Origin of the sequence: Streptomyces stoeckheimensis, from assembly GCF_045822005.1 — a bacterium.
Lineage (GTDB): Bacteria > Actinomycetota > Actinomycetes > Streptomycetales > Streptomycetaceae > Streptomyces > Streptomyces stoeckheimensis.
The window spans coordinates 3,964,736-3,983,175 of the sequence record NZ_CP169550.1 but is presented as its reverse complement, the minus strand read 5'-3'; the positions used below and the strand labels follow the sequence as shown (position 1 = coordinate 3,983,175).

Here is an 18,440-nt window from a genome sequence, read left to right as displayed (position 1 = left end):
AGGGTGTTGAGCACCGGCGCGTTGCGTGCGCATCTGCTGGCCGCCCGCCTGGCCGGGCCCGTCGCGACCTCTCGGGAGGAAAGCCTGCGCAGTTACCGGCTGTTCGCGGCGCGGGATCCGCGGGTGCTGCTGGGGCTGGATCCCGCGTGGGCGTGGGGCGAGGGTGACCTGCTGCGGCTGATGGCGCAGAAGTGCGGGGTCTCGGCGGACCCCGCGCACGTCAGCGGGCCGGACGTGATCGATCCGGAGCTGACGGTGGCGGGGCTGGAGGCCTTCGCGGAGCGGCTGCGGGCGGTGGCCGAGGCTCGGGCCCCGGTGCTGTTCGGGACCGGTCACCCGCACCGGCTCCTGGAGTTCTACGCCATCTTGGCGGGGGCGCTGTCGGCAGCGGGATGTGAAGTCCTCACTCCGGCGTGGGGGGCACCCGTGGACATGCACACCCGCTTCGGCGTACGCACGCACCGCATCGATTACGTACGAGGGGTCGCACTGGTGCGGGAAGACGGCGCGCGGCCGGATGGGAGTGACACCGGCGCGCACTCCCATTCGCCGCTGCCGGTTCGGATCGCCCTCGGGGCGCTCGCGGAGGCCGGCGGGCCGTTGCCGGAGCTGGTGGTGGGGGACCACGGGTGGGTCTGCGGTGCAGGTCAGCTCGGTGTGGAGGCGATCGGGCTGGCCGATACCGATGATCCCGCGCTGTTCGTGGGGGAAGCCGAGGGGCAGGTGTCGGTGGCGGTTCCACTTGATGACGCGGTGCGCGCGGACTACTACCGACCGCTCACTCGCTATGTACTCAATCGGGCGAGTCTGTCGGGTCGGCAGGAGTGGACGTAGCTCCTCTTCCCCACTCGTATCACACGCCCCTACTCTGGGGAGTGAGCGTGCGACGACGGGGCGTAACCGGAGGGGAAGCCGGTGCCCGTCATGCGCGGAAGGTCAAGGTGTGTCATGGCTGCTGGCGAGAGGCCTCTCAGTGAGGTTCAGTTCCTGACCGTGGCGGAGGTCGCCTCGGTGATGCGAGTGTCGAAGATGACCGTGTACCGCTTGGTGCACAACGGACATCTGCCCGCAATCCGGGTGGGCCGGTCCTTCCGGGTCCCCGAAAATGCGGTGCACGAGTACCTCCGCGAGTCCTTTGTGGGGGTGGAATCGGCCTGAGGGGTGAGGGTCGGGAGCCTGCGGTTACCCCTCGGGGGCACGCGGATTACAAGCTCAGAGCTCGGGCGGGTAGGCTAGGCCGACGTAGGTCGTGTGGGCCCCGACGCCCCGCACCGAATGAAGAGAAGTGAGCGAGGGTAGTCGTGGGCTCTGTTATCAAGAAGCGGCGCAAGCGGATGGCTAAGAAGAAGCACCGCAAGCTGCTCAAGCGCACCCGCGTCCAGCGCCGTAACAAGAAGTAAACGGCAGCTGTACGTGTTTACCGCAGCCCCTCCACCATTCTGGTGGAGGGGCTGTGGTGCAGCCGGGGGACTTCTTCGAGGGAGGCGCTGAGCTCGTGGGGAAGGTCGTGCTGGTCACCGGGGCTGCCCGGCAGCTGGGGGGCCGCTTCGTGCGGCGGATCCAGCGGGACCCCGAGGTCGAGCGGGTGATCGCGGTCGACGCGGTGACCCCGCCGCACACGCTCGGCTCGGCCGAGTTCGTCCGTGCGGACATCAGACAGTCGGCCATCGCCCGGGTGCTGGCCGAGAACGCCGTCGACACGGTGGTCCATCTCGCGGTCACCGGGGGAGCGGCGACGGGCGCGGGCTCCGGTTCGTACAGCACCGTCAAGGAAACCAACGTCATCGGGACGATGCAGCTCCTGGGAGCCTGCCAGAAGTCCCCGACGGTGCGGCGGCTCGTGGTGAAGTCCAGTACCAGTGTGTACGGGGGCACCTCGCGGGATCCGGCCGTCTTCACCGAGACCACGCAGCCGAAGTCGCTGCCCGCCGCCGGCTTCGCCAAGGACGCCACCGAGGTCGAGGGGTACGTACGCGGCTTCGCGCGCAGGCGGCCCGACGTCGCGGTGTGCGTGCTGCGGTTCGCGAACATCCTCGGGCCCTTCGCCGACTCGGCGCTCGCCGAGTACTTCTCGATGCCGCTGATCCCGACCGTGCTGGGCTACGACCCGCGGTTGCAGTTCGTGCACGAGGACGACGTACTGGACGTGCTGCGGCTGGCCTCGCAGACCAGCGGGCCCGGCGGGCTCAGCGGGACCTTCAACATCGCCGGCGACGGGGTGCTGCTGCTGTCGCAGTGCGCGCGGCGGCTGGGACGGCCGACGGTGCCGCTGCTGCTGCCCGCGGTGACCTGGGTGGGCGCGGCGCTGCGGGCGGTCGGGGCGACGGACTTCTCGCCGGAGCAGATAAGGCTCCTCACGCACGGGCGGGTCGTGGAGACCACGCAGATGCGGGAGGCGCTGGGATTCGAGCCGATGTATACGACCGCCGAGACCTTCGCCGACTTCACGCGGAGCCGGGGCGGCGGGCTGCTGCCGCCGGACCGGGTGGGGCGGGCCGTGGACCGGGTGGCCGGGTTGCTGGACGTGGACATGGATGGAGCGAAGCGATAGTGGCGGACGCCAAGGTCATTCCGTTCGACGAGGACCGGCCGCGACGGCGGTCCTCGCCCGCCCGGCGGGTACGGGTCGCACAGGAGGCGCCGGTCACGCCCGTCGCGGAGCCGGTCGGTCCGGAGCCGGTGGTGGAGGCCGTACCGGAGCAGGCCGCGGAGGGCTCCTGGGACCGGCGGATCGCCGGCGGGCTGGCGTTCCTGCGGCGCCGGATCACCGGGGAGTACGAGGTCGACGACTTCGGCTACGACAAGGAGCTGACGGACCAGGTCCTGATGTCCCTGATGCGGCCGCTGTACGACAAGTACTTCCGGGTCGAGGTCAAGGGCATCGAGAACATCCCGAAGGAGGGCGGCGCGCTGATCGTGGCGAACCACTCCGGGACCTTGCCGCTGGACGGCCTGATGCTCCAGGTCGCCGTGCACGACCAGCACCCGGCACAGCGGCACCTGCGGCTGCTGGCGGCCGACCTGGTGTTCATGCTCCCCGTGGTGAACGAGCTCGCGCGGAAGGCCGGACACACGCTGGCGTGCGCGGAGGACGCGCAGCGGCTGCTGGAGGCCGGGGAGCTGGTGGGCGTGATGCCCGAGGGCTTCAAGGGGATAGGGAAGCCGTTCGGGGACCGGTACAAGCTCCAGCGGTTCGGGCGGGGCGGGTTCGTGTCGACCGCGCTGCGTGCGGGGACGCCGATCGTGCCCTGCTCGATCGTGGGGGCGGAGGAGATCTACCCCATGATCGGGAACTCGAAGACGCTGGCGCGGCTGCTGGGGATCCCGTACTTCCCGATCACGCCGACGTTTCCGCTGCTGGGGCCGCTGGGGGCGGTGCCGCTGCCGACGAAGTGGACGATCCAGTTCGGGGAACCGATTCCGACGGACGGGTACGCGCCGGAGGCCGCCGAGGATCCGATGCTGATGTTCAACCTGACGGATCAGGTGCGGGAGCAGATCCAGCACACGCTGTACAAGCTGCTGGTGCAGCGGCGGTCCGTCTTCTTCTGAGGACCATGGTTCTGACGCGCCGGGCATGACGAGAACGCCGGCGGGGCTGGGTTTCCCAGCTCCGCCGGCGTTCTGCGTCGTCCGACGCCAGTCGGCGCTAGTCGGCGTCCTCCGCCTTGATGCCCAGGCCTGGGAGGAGGCCGGGGAGGAGGGGCGGGAGGGTGATGTCCGGGTGGGCCGGAGCGGGGGCGCCGCCGGACTCGGACGGGGTGGGCTGGCCCTGGCCCGCGGGCGGGTTCAGGAGGTTGCCCGTGTTGCCCAGGAGACCGCCGCCGCCCGGGGTCGGGGCCTTCGGGGAACCCGAAGTCTGGTCCGTGGGCTGGTGGGGGGCCGCGGACGGTGCGCCCGAGGAGGGCGTCGTCTGCTGCTTGCCCGCCGGGGCGCTCGGCTTCGTGGAGGGGCCGGAGCCGCGGGTCTGTTCCGGAGGCTTCGGGAGCAGACTCTGGAGCGGCGCCACGTCGTGGTCTATGGCCTGGAAGACCGACTCCACCTCACCGCCCACGTCCGTGAGCTGCGCGGGGAGGTTGCCCCGGAGCTTGGCCCACGCGTCCCGGTGCGAACGGGAGAACGAGGACAGTGCCTGGATCGGGCCGAGCGAGCCGTCCCGTTCGTAGGCGGCCTGGAGCAGCCGGTGGCCCTCCGAGGCGTCGTGCTTCATGCCCGCGAGGGCTCGGCGGATCTCGCCGAGGGACTCGTGGTCGAGTGCGCCGAGACGGCCGCGCTCCATGAGCCGACGGGCCTCCGACAGACGGCTCGAGGCCTGGTCGAGATAGAGCTCGCCCCGGTCCGAATCGCCGTCGGCCATCCCGAGCCGGATGTCCTCCATGCCCCGCTTCACGGGGTACAGATGGTCACCCGGCAGGGCGTCCGTGCTGGCAGCGGCCACTCCGCTGAAGGCCCCCGCGGCCACACCTACGGTGAGACCGCCCGCCGCGATGCCCTTGGACCAGCGGGAGCGGGGCCGCAATTTCCGGAGCGAGGTCGCCCGGTGGGCGCCGCGGCCGGTCCGCTGTTCGGGCACTTGAGGGTCGGCGGCCACGCCGCCCCCGGCCCTCTCTTCCATCACCTTGGCTTCCATGGCGGCAATGAGCTGGGCTCGTTGCACCACTTTGACCTCGGGGTCCAGCACCGGGCGCGGCATTCTTTCGCCGAGCACGCTCGCCAGGGCCAACAACCGGTCGTGGTCGGCAGGTTCGGCAGGTGCCTCGGACTGCTCGGCCGCCGGGTCCGGTTCCGAAAGGTCGGACGGGGTCCGCTCCTCCAGGGCCTGGGCGAAGGCGTTCGCCCGCCGGTGCGGAGTCACGTTCGCGATCACTGGCGGCACCTCCTCTCGTCATGACGATCGACTCCCCAAGGTGTCCGGAAGGTTGCCTTCCTTGAGCACATCCACCCTTTCGAGTGAGCGGCTTCGGGTAGGGCTTGTCCACAGGGAGCCTGCATTCCCCACAACGAGCGGCGCGGCACTTGGGTTACGGACGAAGGATGATCGGACCACAGCGTCATTGGATTCGGCAGTGTCGTCACTGTCGTCGGTGTCATCAAGGTCATCAGGGAGTTGTACCGAAATGTGAGAGGAGGGCGGCGTCAGCGGGCGTCGTCGGGGAGCAGGCGGGCCAGGGTGCGGACCGCCCGGTACTGGAGGGTCTTGATGGCACCCTCGTTCTTTCCCATCACCCTGGCCGTCTCGGCGACCGAGAGGCCCTGCAGGAAGCGCAAGGTCACGCACTCCTGCTGCTGCGGATTGAGTTTCCGTACGGCTTCCAGCAGGGCCGCGTTGGAGAGGGACTCCAGGACGGAGTCCTCGGGGGACCGTTCCACCTCGTTGGCGTCGAGCATTTCGCCGGTGGTGACTTCCAGGCGGAAGCGGCTCGACTTGAAGTGGTCGGCGACCAGGTTGCGGGCGATCGTCACGAGCCAGGCGCCGAAGTCGCGGCCCTGCCAGGTGAAGGTGGAGATGCGGCGCAGCGCACGCAGGAAGGTCTCGCTGGTGAGATCCTCCGCGGTCGCCTTGCCGCCGACGCGGTAATAGATGTAGCGGTAGACGGTGTCGCTGTACTGGTCGTACAGGCGGCCGAAGGCATCGGCCTCGCCGGCCTGGGCGCGTTCGACCAGGTCCATCATGCGGGCCTGGTCGCTGTCCGCGGTGGGACGGCGGGCGGCGGGCGCGGTGGTCCCGGCGGCTGCGCCCCCGGCGGACGAGCCGCCGGCGCGACCGCGTCTGCCCACCGTTGCCCCGCCGTCGGTCAGGGCATAGCAAGGACCGGCCGGGCCGAGTCCGGCGGGGACCGCGGTGGCGAATGCGGGGACGGTGTACGCGGTGGGGACGAAGCCACGCAGCTGGTCGAGGACCGTTGCGCGCAGCGTAGCCAGGCCCGAGGCGTCAACCCCGACAGGTGGGTACACGGGACTCCCAGAGGCAGAGCTTCCATCACGTGCAGTGCGGGACCGTTCACCCGTCGTAGCGACAGATGGCGGTGGCATGCGTTTGAGGAGAATAACGCTTCGTACAGGCGGCGCTACACCCAGTTGCTCAAATCACCGGTTACGACACTTCTGTTGCGTGTCGAGGGCATATTCAGGCACGGATGGTGATCGATTCTTGATCAGTTGGGTGCGCGGAATGCCTGCTTCCACGGTGGCTCGCGACCGAGTAGGGCAGGGCGGAGTGCCGCGCCGGAGGCGCGGGTAGAGGTGAGCGAATGTCCCGGTCGGGGGAGGGTGCCGGGCGTGGTGGGGCGGGAGGCCGGGCGGGGCCCCGTAGGCGCTACTTGCGGCGGCGGTGCAGGGCGATGGCGGCGGCCGTGCCGCCCGCGATCGCGCCGACGCCCGCGGCGGCCGGGACGCCGATCTTCACGGCCTTGCGGCCGGTCCGATAGTCGCGCAGGCGCCAGTCGTTGGAGCGGGCATGCTTGCGCAGTTTTGTGTCGGGATTGATCGCGTACGGATGTCCGACCAGGGACAGCATCGGAATGTCGTTGTGCGAATCGCTGTACGCCGCGCAGCGCGCGAGGTCCAGTCCCTCGGCGGCGGCCAGGGCGCGGACCGCCTCCGCCTTGGCGGGGCCGTGCAGCGGCTCGCCGACCAGCCGGCCGGTGTATACGCCGTCCACGGATTCGGCGACGGTGCCGAGGGCTCCGGTCAGGCCGAGCCGGCGGGCGATGATAGTGGCGGTCTCCACGGGGGCGGCCGTGACGAGCCAGACCTTCTGGCCGGCGTCGAGGTGGGCCTGGGCCAGGGCGCGGGTGCCCGGCCAGATCCGTACCGCCATGTACTCGTCGTAGATCTCCTCGCCGATGGACATCAGCTCGGAGACCTTGTGTCCCTTGACGATGGACAGCGCGCTGTCGCGGGCGTCCTGCATGTGCTCGGGGTCCTCGACCCCGGCGAGCCGGAACCAGGCCTGCTGCCAGGCGAAGCGGGCCAGCTCGCGGCGGCGGAAGAACTCCCGCTTGTAGAGGCCGCGGCCGAAGTGGAAGATCGCGGCGCCCTGCATGACGGTGTTGTCGAGGTCGAAGAAGGCGGCGGCCAGGTCATCGCCGGCGACGGGAAACTCCGGCTCGGCGGGCTCCTGCGGCTCCGCCTCCGCCGCGCGTTCCGCTTCGGCGGTTCCGGGGAAGTCCGTGCCGTCGAGCAGTTCGTCGGCCAGTGCGGTCTTGCGGGCGGCCTCGGCCGAGGCCTCGCCTGCCAGCACGCTCCGCGCGGTGGCGGAGCGCCTACGGGGGGTGAGCCATCCCAGAGCGGCCATGACGCGAGCATAGCCACTGTGTTCGGGAGTTCCCGAACCGATGGGAATCAAGGATGTGAACTCTTCGGTCCGTCCGGCCCGGGGTGGTCGGGGTGCGGGCGCGGGAGAATGGGTGCATGAGTCCTTTGCTGCGCCGTGCCGAAAAGAAGCGTCCGGAGGAGCGGTTGGTCACGCTCATCGGGAAGCCGGGGTGTCACCTCTGTGACGACGCCCAGGAAGTGGTCGAGAAGGTCTGCGCCGAGACGGGCGCACAGTGGGAGAAGAAGGACATTTCGCAGGACGAGGAGCTGTACCGCCTGCACTGGGAGCAGATTCCGGTCGTGCTGGTGGACGGCGAGCAGCACACCTTCTGGAGGGTGAACCCTGACAGGCTCCGACGGGCATTGCAGGATTGAGCTGTCGGGCGGTTACCATCGTGGGCGATTTATGGGGTCTCGGGGGCGTATTGGTGAGGAGTGTGTACCGTTTTGCCCCCTTCGGGAATTGAACGGGTTCGGCGTGTCGCCGGTTCCCGGTCCATAGGCCCAAGGCGCGTGACCCCGGTCACTTTGCTCGGACAAAGCGGACACAATCTTTGTGCACGCGTTCACAAAGACATAGCCTGCATTCGACGGGGTGGTCCTGGGACAAGTGGCCACCTGCAGCCCCGCTCATCCCGCAGGAGCATCGTGGCAACTGGCCGAACTCACCGACCGGCGACCCGCAGCCGAGGTATTCCCGAGGCCACTGTCGCCCGGCTTCCGCTGTACTTGCGCGCCCTCACCGCGCTCTCCGAGCGATCGGTGCCCACGGTGTCCTCCGAGGAGCTGGCCGCGGCCGCCGGAGTCAACTCCGCGAAGCTCCGCAAGGACTTCTCCTACCTCGGCTCCTACGGGACCCGCGGCGTCGGGTACGACGTGGAGTACCTCGTCTACCAGATCTCCCGCGAGCTCGGGCTGACCCAGGACTGGCCGGTCGTCATCGTCGGCATCGGTAACCTCGGCGCCGCCCTGGCCAACTACGGCGGTTTCGCGTCGCGCGGCTTCCGCGTGGCCGCGCTCATCGACGCCGATCCGGCCATGGCTGGCAAGCCGGTGGCCGGGATGCCCGTACAGCACACCGATGAACTCGAGAAGATCATCGAGGAGAACGGCGTCTCGATCGGGGTCATCGCGACCCCGGCGGGGGCTGCCCAGCAGGTCAGCGAGCGGCTCATCGCCGCAGGCGTCACTTCCATCCTGAACTTCGCGCCGACCGTGCTGTCCGTGCCCGAGGGCGTGGACGTGCGCAAGGTCGACCTGTCGATCGAGCTGCAGATCCTGGCCTTCCACGAGCAGCGCAAGGCCGGTGAGGAAGCGGCGGCCGCCGCTGCCGCCGGAGGCTCCGCCGCGGGCACCGGCACCGGTGCGGCTCCCGCCGCCGCCGTCGTGCCGCCCGCCGGCCGGGCCACCGCCGTCGCGCGGAAGGGCGGACCCGACGGGGACGTTCCGGCGGTGATGCCGGCATGAGTCTGCTCGTCGTAGGGCTGAGCCATCGCAGTGCGCCCGTGAGCGTGCTGGAGCGCGCTTCGCTGGCCGCCGATGCCAAGGTCAAGCTGCTGCACGACACGCTCGCCGCGGAACCGGCGGCGGAGGCGGCGGTGCTCGCCACCTGCAACCGGATCGAGCTGTACGCGGACGTGGACAAGTTCCACGCGGGTGTGGCCGAGCTGTCGACGCTGTTGGCGCAGCACAGCGGGGTCGCGCTGGAGGAGCTCACTCCTTATCTCTACGTGCACTACGAGGACCGGGCCGTCCACCACCTCTTCTCGGTGGCGTGCGGGCTGGACTCGATGGTGGTCGGCGAGGGGCAGATCCTCGGGCAGATCAAGGACGCGCTGGCGCTGGGGCAGGAGCTCCACACGGCCGGGCGGTTGATCAACGATCTGTTCCAGCAGGCGCTGCGCGTCGGCAAGCGGGCGCACTCCGAGACCGGGATCGACCGGGCGGGGCAGTCGCTGGTGACCTTCGGGCTGGAGCAGCTCGCCGTGCGGGTGCCGGTGGAGGAGTGGGCCGCGGGGAAGCGGGCGCTCGTCATCGGGGCCGGGTCGATGTCTTCGCTGGCTGCGGCGACGTTGGCGCGGGTGGGTGTTGCCGAGGTCGTGGTGGCGAACCGGACCGCCGAGCGGGCGGAGCGGTTGGCCGAGATTCTGGTTGCCTCGGGCACCGGGGTTGCGGCTTCGGCCATTGCGATGTCCGGTGTCGCCGACGAGCTGGCTCGGGTTGACGTCGTCGTGTCCTGTACGGGGGCTACCGGGCTCGTGCTGACCGGGGACGATGTGGCCGTGGCCGTGGAGGGGCGCCCTGCGGGGGCTGTCCCCTACCCGCCCTTCCACCGTTCCCCGGGCTCCGCCCGGACCCCGTTGCCGGGTGCGGCGCCGTTGCCGGGGACCAGTCCCCGGACCCCTGCGCCTCAAACGCAGGCGGGGCTGAATGGTGCTGAGGCGCCGGTGGGGCTGGACATGGACGCCGAGCTCGTTGCGCGGCTGGCCGTGCTGGCGGCCGGGGGGCGGCGGATCGCCGATGCCGGGGCCGTGCGGAGCAAGGTCGTCGTCGAGGAGCGGGACGGGTGTCCTGTGGGGCTCGATGCGCTGGCTTCCGATCCGGGGCGGACCGCCGACGGGCGGGCCGCGCTCGCCGGGGTGGACGCCGGGTCGCTGGAGCTGCACGGGACCTGGGCCGACCAGGGCGAGGCCGCCGCGCAGCGGCAGCAGCCGCGCAAGGGCGTACGGAGCCAGGTGGACGCGCAGCCCGTACGGCTCGCGCTGCTCGACCTGGCCATGCCCCGTGACATCGACGCCGCCGTGCACCGGATTCCGGGCGTGCGGCTGGTGGACATCGAGTCGCTGGCCGAGGCGAGTGCCGATGCGCCCATGGCCGCCGACGTCGATGCCGTACGCGCGATAGTGGCCGCGGAGGTGGCCGCCTTCGGGGCCGCCCAGCGGGCCGCGCACATCACGCCCACCGTGGTCGCCCTGCGCGCCATGGCCGCGGAGGTCGTCGCCATGGAAGTGGCACGGCTCGACGGGCGGGTACCCGATCTCGACGAGCGGCAGCGGGCTGAAGTGACTCAGACCGTGCGGCGCGTCGTCGACAAGCTCCTCCACGCGCCGACCGTGCGCGTCAAGCAGCTCGCGAGCGAGCCCGGCGGCGCCGGGTACGCCGAGGCGCTGCGCGAACTCTTCGATCTCGACCCGCAGACGGTGGCCTCCGTCAGCCGGGCCGACGAGGCTGACAAGAACCACGACTCAGGACGGGCATCATGAATCCACGTCTCGACCAGCCGCTGAGGCTCGGCACGCGGCGCAGCAAGCTGGCCATGTCCCAGTCCGGGCATGTAGCCGAGGCGGTACGGGCGATCACCGGCCGGCCCGTCGAGCTCGTGGAGATCACGACCTACGGTGACGTGTCCCGCGAGAGCCTTTCGCAGATCGGCGGCACCGGCGTCTTCGTCACCGCCCTGCGCGAGGCCCTCGTGCGCGGCGAAGTCGACTTCGCCGTGCACTCGCTGAAGGACCTGCCCACCACGCAGCCCGACGACCTCGTCATCGCGGCCATGCCGCAGCGCGAGGACCCGCGCGACGCGCTCGTCGCCCGCGACGGCCTGACCTTCGAGCAGCTGCCCGACGGTGCGCGCATCGGCACCGGCTCGCCGCGGCGCAGGTCGCAGCTGCACGCGTACGCCAAGTCGCTGGGCAAGGTCATCGAGACCGTCGCCATCCGCGGCAACGTCGACACCCGGATCGGCTTCGTGCGCAACGGCGAGCTCGACGCGGTCGTGCTGGCCGCCGCCGGGCTCAACCGGATCGGCCGCGGCGACGAGGCCACCGACCTGATCTCCGTGGACAACATGCTGCCCGCGCCCGGCCAGGGAGCCCTGGCCGTGGAGTGCCTCGCGTCCGACACGGACCTGATTTCCGCGCTCGCCGAGCTCGACGACCCGTACACCCGGGCCGCCGTGACCGCCGAACGCGCCCTGCTCGGCGCCCTGGAGGCCGGCTGCAGCGCCCCCGTGGGTGCGCTCGCCGACCTGTTGGCCGACGGGCAGATTGTCAATGAGATGCGCCTGCGGGGAGTCGTGGGAACCCTCGACGGTTCCACGCTGGTGCAGCTGTCCACCACCGGTCCCGTGCCCCAGTCGTACGACGAGGCCATGGCGCTCGGCCGCGAACTCGCGGACGAGATGCTGGCCAAGGGCGCGGCCGGTCTGATGGGGGAGCGGTCGCTTTGAACCCCACAAGCCCAACCACCTCCGCGTTTCCGTCCGTCGCCGTCCAGGGGCACGTCACCTTCCTCGGTGCCGGCCCGGGCGACCCGGGACTGCTGACGCTTCGCGCCGTGGAGGCCCTGGCCGCCGCGGACGTACTGATCGCGGAGCCCGAGGTGCTCGAGGTCGTACGTACGCATGCGCGCGCGGGGGTGGACACGCCACAGCTGACGATTGCTGACGAGAAGTCAGCAGCCGCCGGAGTCCCGGTCATCCGAGATGCCGCCAATCTTGTCATGGAGGCCGCGCGCTCCGGCAGGCGGGTCGTCCGTGCCGTCACCGGCGACCCCGGTCTCGACGGGAACGCGGCCGAGGAGATGCTCGCCTGCGCCACCGGCGGCATCCCCTTCGAGGTCGTCCCCGGCGTCGCGACCGCCGTCGGCGTGCCCGCGTACGCAGGTGTTCCGCTGGCCGGCAAGCAGGGTGCGGACGTGAGGTTCGTGAACGCGCGGACCGCCTCCGCGCGCTGCTGGAGCGAGGTGGGCGCCAGCGACGGCATCCTCGTCGTCTCCGCGACGCTGGAGACCGTTTCGGCGGCGGCGGCCGAGCTGATCGGCGCCGGGCGCAAGCCCGACACCCCGCTCACCGTCACCGTGGCCGGTACGACGACCCGCCAGCGGACATGGAGCGCGACCCTCGGGACCATCGCGCAGGTGTTCAAGCAGGGCAAGATCCTCCCCTCGCCCGAGGGCGCTCGCTCCGTCATAGCCGTGGTCGGGGAGCACGGCGCGGTCGCGCGCCGCGAGGAACTGTCCTGGTTCGAGTCGAAGCCGCTGTTCGGCTGGCGCGTGCTCGTGCCGCGCACCAAGGAGCAGGCCGCCTCGCTCTCCGACCAGCTGCGTTCGTACGGCGCGGTGCCCCACGAGGTGCCGACCATCGCCGTGGAGCCGCCGCGCACCCCGCAGCAGATGGAGCGGGCGGTCAAGGGGCTCGTGACGGGCCGCTACGAGTGGATCGCCTTCACCTCCGTCAACGCGGTCAAGGCCGTGCGCGAGAAGTTCGAGGAGTACGGGCTCGATGCCCGTGCCTTCGCCGGCATCAAGGTCGCCGCCGTCGGCGAGCAGACCGCCGCCGCCCTGGTGGAGTTCGGCGTCAAGCCCGACCTCGTGCCCAGCGGCGAGCAGTCCGCCGCCGGTCTGCTGGAGGACTGGCCGCCGTACGACCCGGTCTTCGACCCGATCGACCGCGTCTTCCTGCCGCGCGCCGACATCGCCACCGAGACCCTGGTCGCCGGGCTGATCGAGCTCGGGTGGGAGGTCGACGACGTCACCGCCTACCGGACCGTGCGCGCCTCGCCGCCGCCGCAGGACACGCGTGAGGCGATCAAGGGCGGCGGGTTCGACGCCGTGCTCTTCACCTCGTCGAGCACCGTGCGCAACCTCGTCGGCATCGCCGGCAAGCCGCACAACGTCACCGTCATCGCGTGCATCGGCCCGGCCACGGCCAAGACGGCCGAGGAGCACGGGCTCCGGGTCGACGTGCTGTCGCCGGAGCCGAGCGTGAGCAAGCTGGCGGAGGCACTGGCGGAGTACGGGGCCGCGCGCCGCGAGGCCGCGAAGGAGGCCGGGGAGAGCGTGTACCGGCCGAGCGAGCGGCGACCGGGGGCGCGCAGGCGTCGTACGACCTGATGGCCGGCTTAGCGGTGTTAGTGGGCAGGGCCCGGGGGCGATGCGCACCCGGGCCCTGTGGCATGTTCGGGCCCGTGACGGATCCCGATGAGGTGGCGGCCGCGCTGTGCGCGGCGGTGGCGGCGTACGACCACGTGGCGGCCGGGGAGCTCGTGGGCGGGGGCGCGGACCCGGACCGGGCGCTGCCCGACGGTACGACCCCGCTGCTGCGGGCCGTCGAGGGCGGCTCCCCGGCGATGGTGACGGCTCTGCTGGGCGACGACGCCCGCCTGCGGCTGCCGGAAGCGGAGCAGGGCCGGCTGCTGGACGCGGCCCGGCGCTGGTACGGGGCGGGCGCGGAGGCGGAGCTGCGGCGGCTGACGGGGGCGGCGGGCCCGGCGGACGTCGCGTGGGTGCAGGACTCGGAGTACGACAGCGTCCCGGAGATCACCCTCGGAGGGCGGAGCGTACGGGCCGGGCACGGCGCGGTCCTGACCGATCTGGAGTGGGCGTTCCGCATCCTGGCCCCCGTGGCGGAGCTGGTGGCCCGTGGGGTCCGGTCCCCGAGGAGCGACCACGTGGACCGGAACTCCTCGCTCCACGTCCTGAACGGCCGCGTCAGCGCGCAGACCTGGGCCGAGGCGGTGGCCTTCCGCCGCGACCCGGATCCCCGGCGGCGGGCCTTCGTGGTCGACGTGGTCCGGTACCGGTTGTGGTCGTGGTACGAGAGCGCGCACGCGGGTTGGTACGAGAAGGAGTGCAACCGGATCCTCGTCGAGTGGGAGGCCGAGGAGAGCGACGCGGACGTACTGGGCCGGGTACTGGAAGCCCTGGGCGAGGCGGAGGTGCCCACCCGGGAGGCCATCGGCCTGCGGCGCGCCGGGCATCCTGACCCGGGGGTGCGGCGCTGGGTGCCGGGTCTCTTCGACCACTGGGTGGCCGTGGACGTGCCGCGGGTCCTGTCTCCGGAGGTGCGGCGGGCGCTGCGGGAGCTGTGCCGCGACGAGGACGGCGAGGTGCGGGCCGCGGCCGCCGGGGTGCTGGCCGGCGAGGAGCCGGAGCAGGAGGACCTGGAGCTCCTGCCGGACCTGCTGCGGGACCCGGACCCGGAGGTCGTGCGCCGGACCCTTCGCGGCCTCGGGTCCGTCACCCGCGGTGTGCCGGAGGTCGCCGAGCTGCTGGTGCGGTGCCTCGACTCGGACGATCAGGACGTCCGGCTGAGCGCGGCCCACGCCCTGGCGGTACGGGACGACCCGCGCACGCCGGAGGCCTATGCGAAGGTCGGCCCGCTGGGCCCCGGGTACGAGAACGACCACCGGCCGGACGGGCTGTGGCGGTGGAAGTGGCGGAACCGGCCCGACCCCGAGCCCGGCCCCTCGTAGCGCACCTCTAATGGCGTGTGCGTTCCCCGGCCGTGTGGCATGGTCCGGGCATGACGGCACTGGGGGAAGCGGTACGGGGGGACGATACCGAGGCGGTATGGAGGCTGCTGGAGGGCGGCGCGGATCCGGACGCTCCGGACGGGGACGGACTGCCGCCGCTGTGCGCGGCGGTGGCGGCGTTCGCGTACAAGGCCGCCGAGGCGCTGGTGGGGGCCGGCGCGGACCCGGACCGGGTGCTCCCCGACGGGACGACCCCGCTGCTGCGGGCCGTCGAGAGCGGCTCCCCCGCGGTGGTCGGTGCGCTGTTGTGGGCCCAGGACCTGCCTGAGCCGGGGGAGCGCCTGCCGGAGGCGGAGCGGGCACGCCTGCTGGATGCGGCCCGGCGGTGGTACGGGGAGGGCGCGGAGGCGGGGCTGCGGCGGCTGACGGGGGCGGCGGGTCCGGCGGAGATCTCGTCGGTCGAGGAAGAGTGGTGCCAGGTCGAACAGGTCGCGCTCGGCGGGCTGACGGTGCGCGCGGGACACGGCGCCGTACTGACCACCCTGGAGCGGCTGTTCGGCGTTCCGGTCCCGCTGGAGGAGCTGGTGGACCGAGCGGTCCGGCACACCGACTCCTCGCACGTGGACTGGTCCGCGTCCACCTTCCGGCTCAGGGACCGCCTCGCAGAGGGCAGCCGGGAGGTGGTGACGGCGCTGCGGCACGACCCGTCGCCCGTCCGTCGCCGCTTTGCCGCCAACTGGCTGCTGACCCAGCAGTGGCGCTTCGGGTCCGACGTGTACTCGTACGACGAGGAGGACCGGGAGCTCCTCGCCGCCTGGGCGGACGTGGAGGCGGACCCCGCGGTCCTCGCAGTGGTGCTGTGGGCCCTCACCGAGCACGACGTGGGGCACCCGAGGCTGGAGTCCATCGGCCTGAGGTACGCCGTCCACCCGGATCCCGGGGTGCGCTTGCGGTCGGTGGACTGCCTGGGCCGGCTCGACGGGCCGTTGACGGTCGCGGAGCGCGAGGCCCTGCGGCTCCTGGCGGGCGACCCGGACGACGAGGTGCGGTACGAAGCCGCCCTGAGGTCGCTGTGGGCGGAACAGGACGTGGATGCGATGCGCGGCGTGATCCGCGACCTGGTCCGCGACCCGCGGAGCCCGATGCGGCTAGCGGCTGCGGAGCGCCTGGGGGAGTCCGGCGACCGCACGGCCGATGCCACGGACCTGCTGCTGTCCCTCCTGGACGCGGACGACACGCTGACACGGCTGCTCGGGGCCTACGGACTGGCCCTGCGGGACCACCCGGACACCCCGTGGGCGTACGCGAAGGCGGAGGAACTCGGACCGTTCCATCCTTCCGACCACCGGGCGAACGGCCTCTGGGGCTGGGAGAAGCGCAACCGCCCCGCCGGGCCGGCCGGTCCGGAGGACGGGGCGGGGCGGGCCGGGGCCGGGCTCTAGGCTTGTGCCGACTGCTGTCGAAGCTCGAAGAGGCGACTAGAAGATGAGCACGTACGGATCCTTCCCCGGCTCGCGGCCCCGCCGGCTGCGCACCACCCCGGCAATGCGGCGGATGGTCGCGGAGTACCGGCTGCATCCCTCGGACCTGATCCTCCCGGCGTTCGTCCGGGAGGGCATCAGCGAGCCGCTCGCCATCTCGGCGATGCCGGGCGTGGTCCAGCACACCCGGGACACGCTGCGGAAGGCCGCCGTGGAGGCCGTCGAGGCCGGAGTCTCCGGGATCATGCTCTTCGGCGTACCGGCCGACGAGAACAAGGACGCGCGGGGCACGGCGGGCACCGAGCCGGACGGGATCCTCCAGGTCGCGATCCGCGACGTGAAGGCGGAGGTGGGCGACGATCTGGTGATCATGTCCGACCTGTGCCTGGACGAGTACACCGACCACGGGCACTGCGGGGTCCTGGACGAGAACGGCCGCGTGGACAACGACGCGACGCTGGAGCGCTACGCCGAGATGGCGCAGGTGCAGGCCGACGCGGGCGCCCACGTGGTGGGTCCGAGCGGGATGATGGACGGCCAGGTCGGCGTCGTCCGCGACGCGCTGGACGAGACGGGCCACGAGGACGTCTCGATCCTGGCGTACACGGCCAAGTACTCCTCCGCCTTCTACGGTCCCTTCCGCGAGGCCGTCGCGTCCTCGCTCCAGGGCGACCGCAAGAGCTACCAGCAGGACCCGGCGAACGCCCGGGAGTCGCTGCGCGAGCTCGCCCTCGACCTGGAGGAGGGCGCCGACATGGTGATGGTCAAGCCGGCCGGGCCCTACCTGGACATCCTCTACCGGGTCGCGCAGGCGGTGGACGTCCCGGTGGCGGCGTACCAGATCAGCGGCGAGTTCGCGATGATCGAGGCGGCCGCGGAGAAAGGCTGGATCGAGCGCGACCGGGCGATCCTGGAGACCCTGCTCGGCATCAAGCGGGCGGGTGCGGACACGATCCTGACGTACTGGGCGACGGAGGTCGCGGGCTGGCTGAACGCGGAGCGGTAGGTCTGGCAGGTGGGGGGAAGGGGCCCGGGCGGGGATGCCCGGGCCCTTTCGCGTGTTGAGCGGGCCGCGAGCGGGCGCCGGTACAAAGGCGCTCACCTGCCGAATCAGGGCCGCACCGCAGGACCACATCCCCGAAGGAAGCCCCATGGCCACTGACCAGATCTCGACCGGTTCTGCGCCGACCCGCTCCAGAACGGCGCCGCCCCGTACCGACGCACCGCCGCCCCGTACCCGGCTCGACTCGCTCACCGGCCTGCGCTTCCCCGCCGCGCTGCTGGTCTTCGCCCATCACGCCTTCCTCCCCATACCCCCGCTGCGGCTGCTGGCGGACGACGCCACCGAGTACCGGCTGGCCGGCTGGTTCACCCAGGCCGGCGGGCTCGGCGTGACCTTCTTCTTCGTCCTCAGCGGGTTCGTCCTGACCTGGTCGGCCCGGGACCGGGACACCACCACGGGGTTCTGGCGGCGCCGGTTCGTCAAGATCTACCCGAACTACGTGGTCACCTGGGCGCTCGCGCTGTCCCTGTTCGCGCTGTACTACACCTCCGCGGGCGTCGCGGTGGCCAACCTGTTCATGGTGCAGGTCTGGTGGCCCGAGTACATGACCAACTTCAGCGTGAACGCGCCGAGTTGGTCCCTGGCCGTGGAAGCGGTCTTCTACCTCTGCTTCCCCGCCCTGCTGGCGGCCTTCAAGCGGATCGACCCGGATCGCCTGAAGTACTGGATCACCGGCACGATCGCCGCCGTCGTGGCCACCCCCGCCCTCGCCTACGCCCTGTTCCCGAGCGGCGACCGCATCCCCAGCGGCCACGACAGCTCGGTCTCCCAGTACTGGTTCAGCTACGTGCTGCCCCCGGTCCGCATGGCCGACTTCGCCCTCGGCATCCTGGTGGCGCTCGCCGTGAAGCACGGACGCTGGCGCAACATCGGCATGGTCCGGTCGAGCCTGCTGCTGGCCGCCGGCTACTGGCTGACCTTCCACGTGCCCTACCTCTACGGCCAGCGCGCCGTGCTGATCGTGCCGATCGTGCTGCTCATCGCGGCCGCCGCGAGCGCGGACGTCGAGGGCCGGCCCAGTGTGTTCCGCCACCGGGCGATGGTCTGGCTGGGCGAGATCTCCTTCGCCTTCTACCTGCTGCACTACATCACGATGTGTTCGCTGCGCTGGGCGCTGGGCGAGGACCAGATGTACTCGCTCCCCGTGACCCTGGGCCTGCTGGCGGGCGTCGGAGGGCTCACGCTCCTGATGTCCTGGGGGCTCTTCGCCTGGGTCGAGACCCCGCTCGTCCGTCGCTTCGGCCGCTCGCGCCGCCGTGTGAAGGCCGCCGGCTGAGCCGACTCGCATCGGGTCCCGCCCGGGCGCACTCTGGAGACAGGGTGCAA

Annotated in this window: 17 protein-coding genes; 14 read left to right on the top strand and 3 right to left on the bottom strand. The window is 71.5% G+C overall.

Translation table 11 applies throughout. The annotated features are described in order from the left end of the window. The first annotated feature begins 3 nt into the window (after nucleotides 1-3). The 5 genes from ACE1OC_RS17920 (at nucleotide 4) to ACE1OC_RS17900 (ending at nucleotide 3,552) form a co-directional block, all read left to right on the top strand. Nucleotides 4-834, top strand: a complete 831-nt coding sequence (locus ACE1OC_RS17920; RefSeq protein ID WP_407837844.1) for a phosphatase — start codon at nucleotides 4-6, stop codon at nucleotides 832-834. 114 nt (nucleotides 835-948) lie between these two features. Further along, the gene (locus ACE1OC_RS17915) at nucleotides 949-1,158 is read left to right on the top strand and encodes a helix-turn-helix domain-containing protein (RefSeq protein WP_162688852.1); all 210 of its coding nucleotides are present in this window, start codon (nucleotides 949-951) and stop codon (nucleotides 1,156-1,158) included. A 143-nt stretch (nucleotides 1,159-1,301) separates the two neighbouring features. After that, the gene (locus ACE1OC_RS17910; protein ID WP_003948845.1) at nucleotides 1,302-1,400 is read left to right on the top strand and encodes a 30S ribosomal protein bS22; all 99 of its coding nucleotides are present in this window, start codon (nucleotides 1,302-1,304) and stop codon (nucleotides 1,398-1,400) included. A gap of 95 nt (nucleotides 1,401-1,495) precedes the next feature. Next, nucleotides 1,496-2,551: an NAD-dependent epimerase/dehydratase family protein gene (locus ACE1OC_RS17905; protein WP_250741035.1), complete on the top strand. Its 1,056-nt coding sequence runs from the start codon at nucleotides 1,496-1,498 to the stop codon at nucleotides 2,549-2,551. Next, nucleotides 2,551-3,552, top strand: coding sequence for a lysophospholipid acyltransferase family protein (locus ACE1OC_RS17900; protein WP_407837843.1), 1,002 nt, complete (start codon nucleotides 2,551-2,553; stop codon nucleotides 3,550-3,552). Before ACE1OC_RS17905 ends, ACE1OC_RS17900 begins: the two co-directional genes overlap by 1 nt. 97 nt (nucleotides 3,553-3,649) lie before the next feature. Here the strand turns inward: ACE1OC_RS17900 and ACE1OC_RS17895 are convergent, their stop codons facing one another. The 3 genes from ACE1OC_RS17895 to ACE1OC_RS17885 form a co-directional block, all read right to left on the bottom strand. Then, nucleotides 3,650-4,867 (bottom strand): DUF5667 domain-containing protein, encoded by a 1,218-nt coding sequence (locus tag ACE1OC_RS17895; RefSeq protein WP_407837842.1) that lies wholly within the window; start codon nucleotides 4,865-4,867, stop codon nucleotides 3,650-3,652. A gap of 269 nt (nucleotides 4,868-5,136) precedes the next feature. Continuing rightward, the gene (locus ACE1OC_RS17890; protein WP_243340126.1) at nucleotides 5,137-5,955 is read right to left on the bottom strand and encodes an ECF subfamily RNA polymerase sigma factor, BldN family; all 819 of its coding nucleotides are present in this window, start codon (nucleotides 5,953-5,955) and stop codon (nucleotides 5,137-5,139) included. Between the two features lie 361 nt (nucleotides 5,956-6,316). After that, nucleotides 6,317-7,297: an HAD family hydrolase gene (locus ACE1OC_RS17885; RefSeq protein ID WP_407837841.1), complete on the bottom strand. Its 981-nt coding sequence runs from the start codon at nucleotides 7,295-7,297 to the stop codon at nucleotides 6,317-6,319. A 116-nt stretch (nucleotides 7,298-7,413) separates the two neighbouring features. Here ACE1OC_RS17885 and ACE1OC_RS17880 point away from each other — a divergent pair, with 116 nt between their 5' ends. From ACE1OC_RS17880 to ACE1OC_RS17840, 9 genes are all read left to right on the top strand, one after another. Beyond that, nucleotides 7,414-7,692, top strand: coding sequence for a glutaredoxin family protein (locus tag ACE1OC_RS17880; protein WP_407837840.1), 279 nt, complete (start codon nucleotides 7,414-7,416; stop codon nucleotides 7,690-7,692). A 273-nt stretch (nucleotides 7,693-7,965) separates the two neighbouring features. Beyond that, the gene (locus ACE1OC_RS17875; protein ID WP_375954854.1) at nucleotides 7,966-8,784 is read left to right on the top strand and encodes a redox-sensing transcriptional repressor Rex; all 819 of its coding nucleotides are present in this window, start codon (nucleotides 7,966-7,968) and stop codon (nucleotides 8,782-8,784) included. Next, the gene (locus tag ACE1OC_RS17870; protein ID WP_407837839.1) at nucleotides 8,781-10,580 is read left to right on the top strand and encodes a glutamyl-tRNA reductase; all 1,800 of its coding nucleotides are present in this window, start codon (nucleotides 8,781-8,783) and stop codon (nucleotides 10,578-10,580) included. Before ACE1OC_RS17875 ends, ACE1OC_RS17870 begins: the two co-directional genes overlap by 4 nt. Further along, the gene (gene hemC, locus ACE1OC_RS17865; protein WP_250741027.1) at nucleotides 10,577-11,545 is read left to right on the top strand and encodes a hydroxymethylbilane synthase; all 969 of its coding nucleotides are present in this window, start codon (nucleotides 10,577-10,579) and stop codon (nucleotides 11,543-11,545) included. The genes ACE1OC_RS17870 and hemC overlap by 4 nt, the downstream gene beginning before the upstream one ends. Continuing rightward, nucleotides 11,542-13,209 carry a uroporphyrinogen-III synthase gene (locus ACE1OC_RS17860; protein WP_407837838.1) on the top strand — a complete coding sequence of 556 codons (1,668 nt, stop codon included), beginning with the start codon at nucleotides 11,542-11,544 and terminating at the stop codon, nucleotides 13,207-13,209. Before hemC ends, ACE1OC_RS17860 begins: the two co-directional genes overlap by 4 nt. Nucleotides 13,210-13,283: 74 nt before the next feature. After that, nucleotides 13,284-14,570 carry a HEAT repeat domain-containing protein gene (locus ACE1OC_RS17855; RefSeq protein WP_407837837.1) on the top strand — a complete coding sequence of 429 codons (1,287 nt, stop codon included), beginning with the start codon at nucleotides 13,284-13,286 and terminating at the stop codon, nucleotides 14,568-14,570. A 50-nt stretch (nucleotides 14,571-14,620) separates the two neighbouring features. Then, nucleotides 14,621-16,012 carry a HEAT repeat domain-containing protein gene (locus ACE1OC_RS17850; RefSeq protein WP_407837836.1) on the top strand — a complete coding sequence of 464 codons (1,392 nt, stop codon included), beginning with the start codon at nucleotides 14,621-14,623 and terminating at the stop codon, nucleotides 16,010-16,012. A gap of 43 nt (nucleotides 16,013-16,055) precedes the next feature. Next, nucleotides 16,056-17,057: a porphobilinogen synthase gene (hemB, locus tag ACE1OC_RS17845; RefSeq protein WP_407837835.1), complete on the top strand. Its 1,002-nt coding sequence runs from the start codon at nucleotides 16,056-16,058 to the stop codon at nucleotides 17,055-17,057. 145 nt (nucleotides 17,058-17,202) lie between these two features. Further along, entirely contained in the window at nucleotides 17,203-18,390 is a 1,188-nt protein-coding gene (locus tag ACE1OC_RS17840; protein ID WP_407837834.1) for an acyltransferase family protein, read from the top strand. The last annotated feature ends 50 nt before the right edge of the window (nucleotides 18,391-18,440 follow it).

Bases quoted from the DNA above. Each gene is read 5' to 3' on its own strand.
- ACE1OC_RS17915 (WP_162688852.1), top strand. From the start codon at position 949: ATGGCTGCTGGCGAGAGGCCTCTCAGTGAGGTTCAGTTCCTGACCGTG.
- ACE1OC_RS17885 (WP_407837841.1), bottom strand. From the start codon at position 7,297: ATGGCCGCTCTGGGATGGCTCACCCCCCGTAGGCGCTCCGCCACCGCG.
- ACE1OC_RS17880 (WP_407837840.1), top strand. From the start codon at position 7,414: ATGAGTCCTTTGCTGCGCCGTGCCGAAAAGAAGCGTCCGGAGGAGCGG.
- ACE1OC_RS17870 (WP_407837839.1), top strand. From the start codon at position 8,781: ATGAGTCTGCTCGTCGTAGGGCTGAGCCATCGCAGTGCGCCCGTGAGC.
- hemC (WP_250741027.1), top strand. From the start codon at position 10,577: ATGAATCCACGTCTCGACCAGCCGCTGAGGCTCGGCACGCGGCGCAGC.
- ACE1OC_RS17850 (WP_407837836.1), top strand. From the start codon at position 14,621: ATGACGGCACTGGGGGAAGCGGTACGGGGGGACGATACCGAGGCGGTA.
- hemB (WP_407837835.1), top strand. From the start codon at position 16,056: ATGAGCACGTACGGATCCTTCCCCGGCTCGCGGCCCCGCCGGCTGCGC.
- ACE1OC_RS17840 (WP_407837834.1), top strand. From the start codon at position 17,203: ATGGCCACTGACCAGATCTCGACCGGTTCTGCGCCGACCCGCTCCAGA.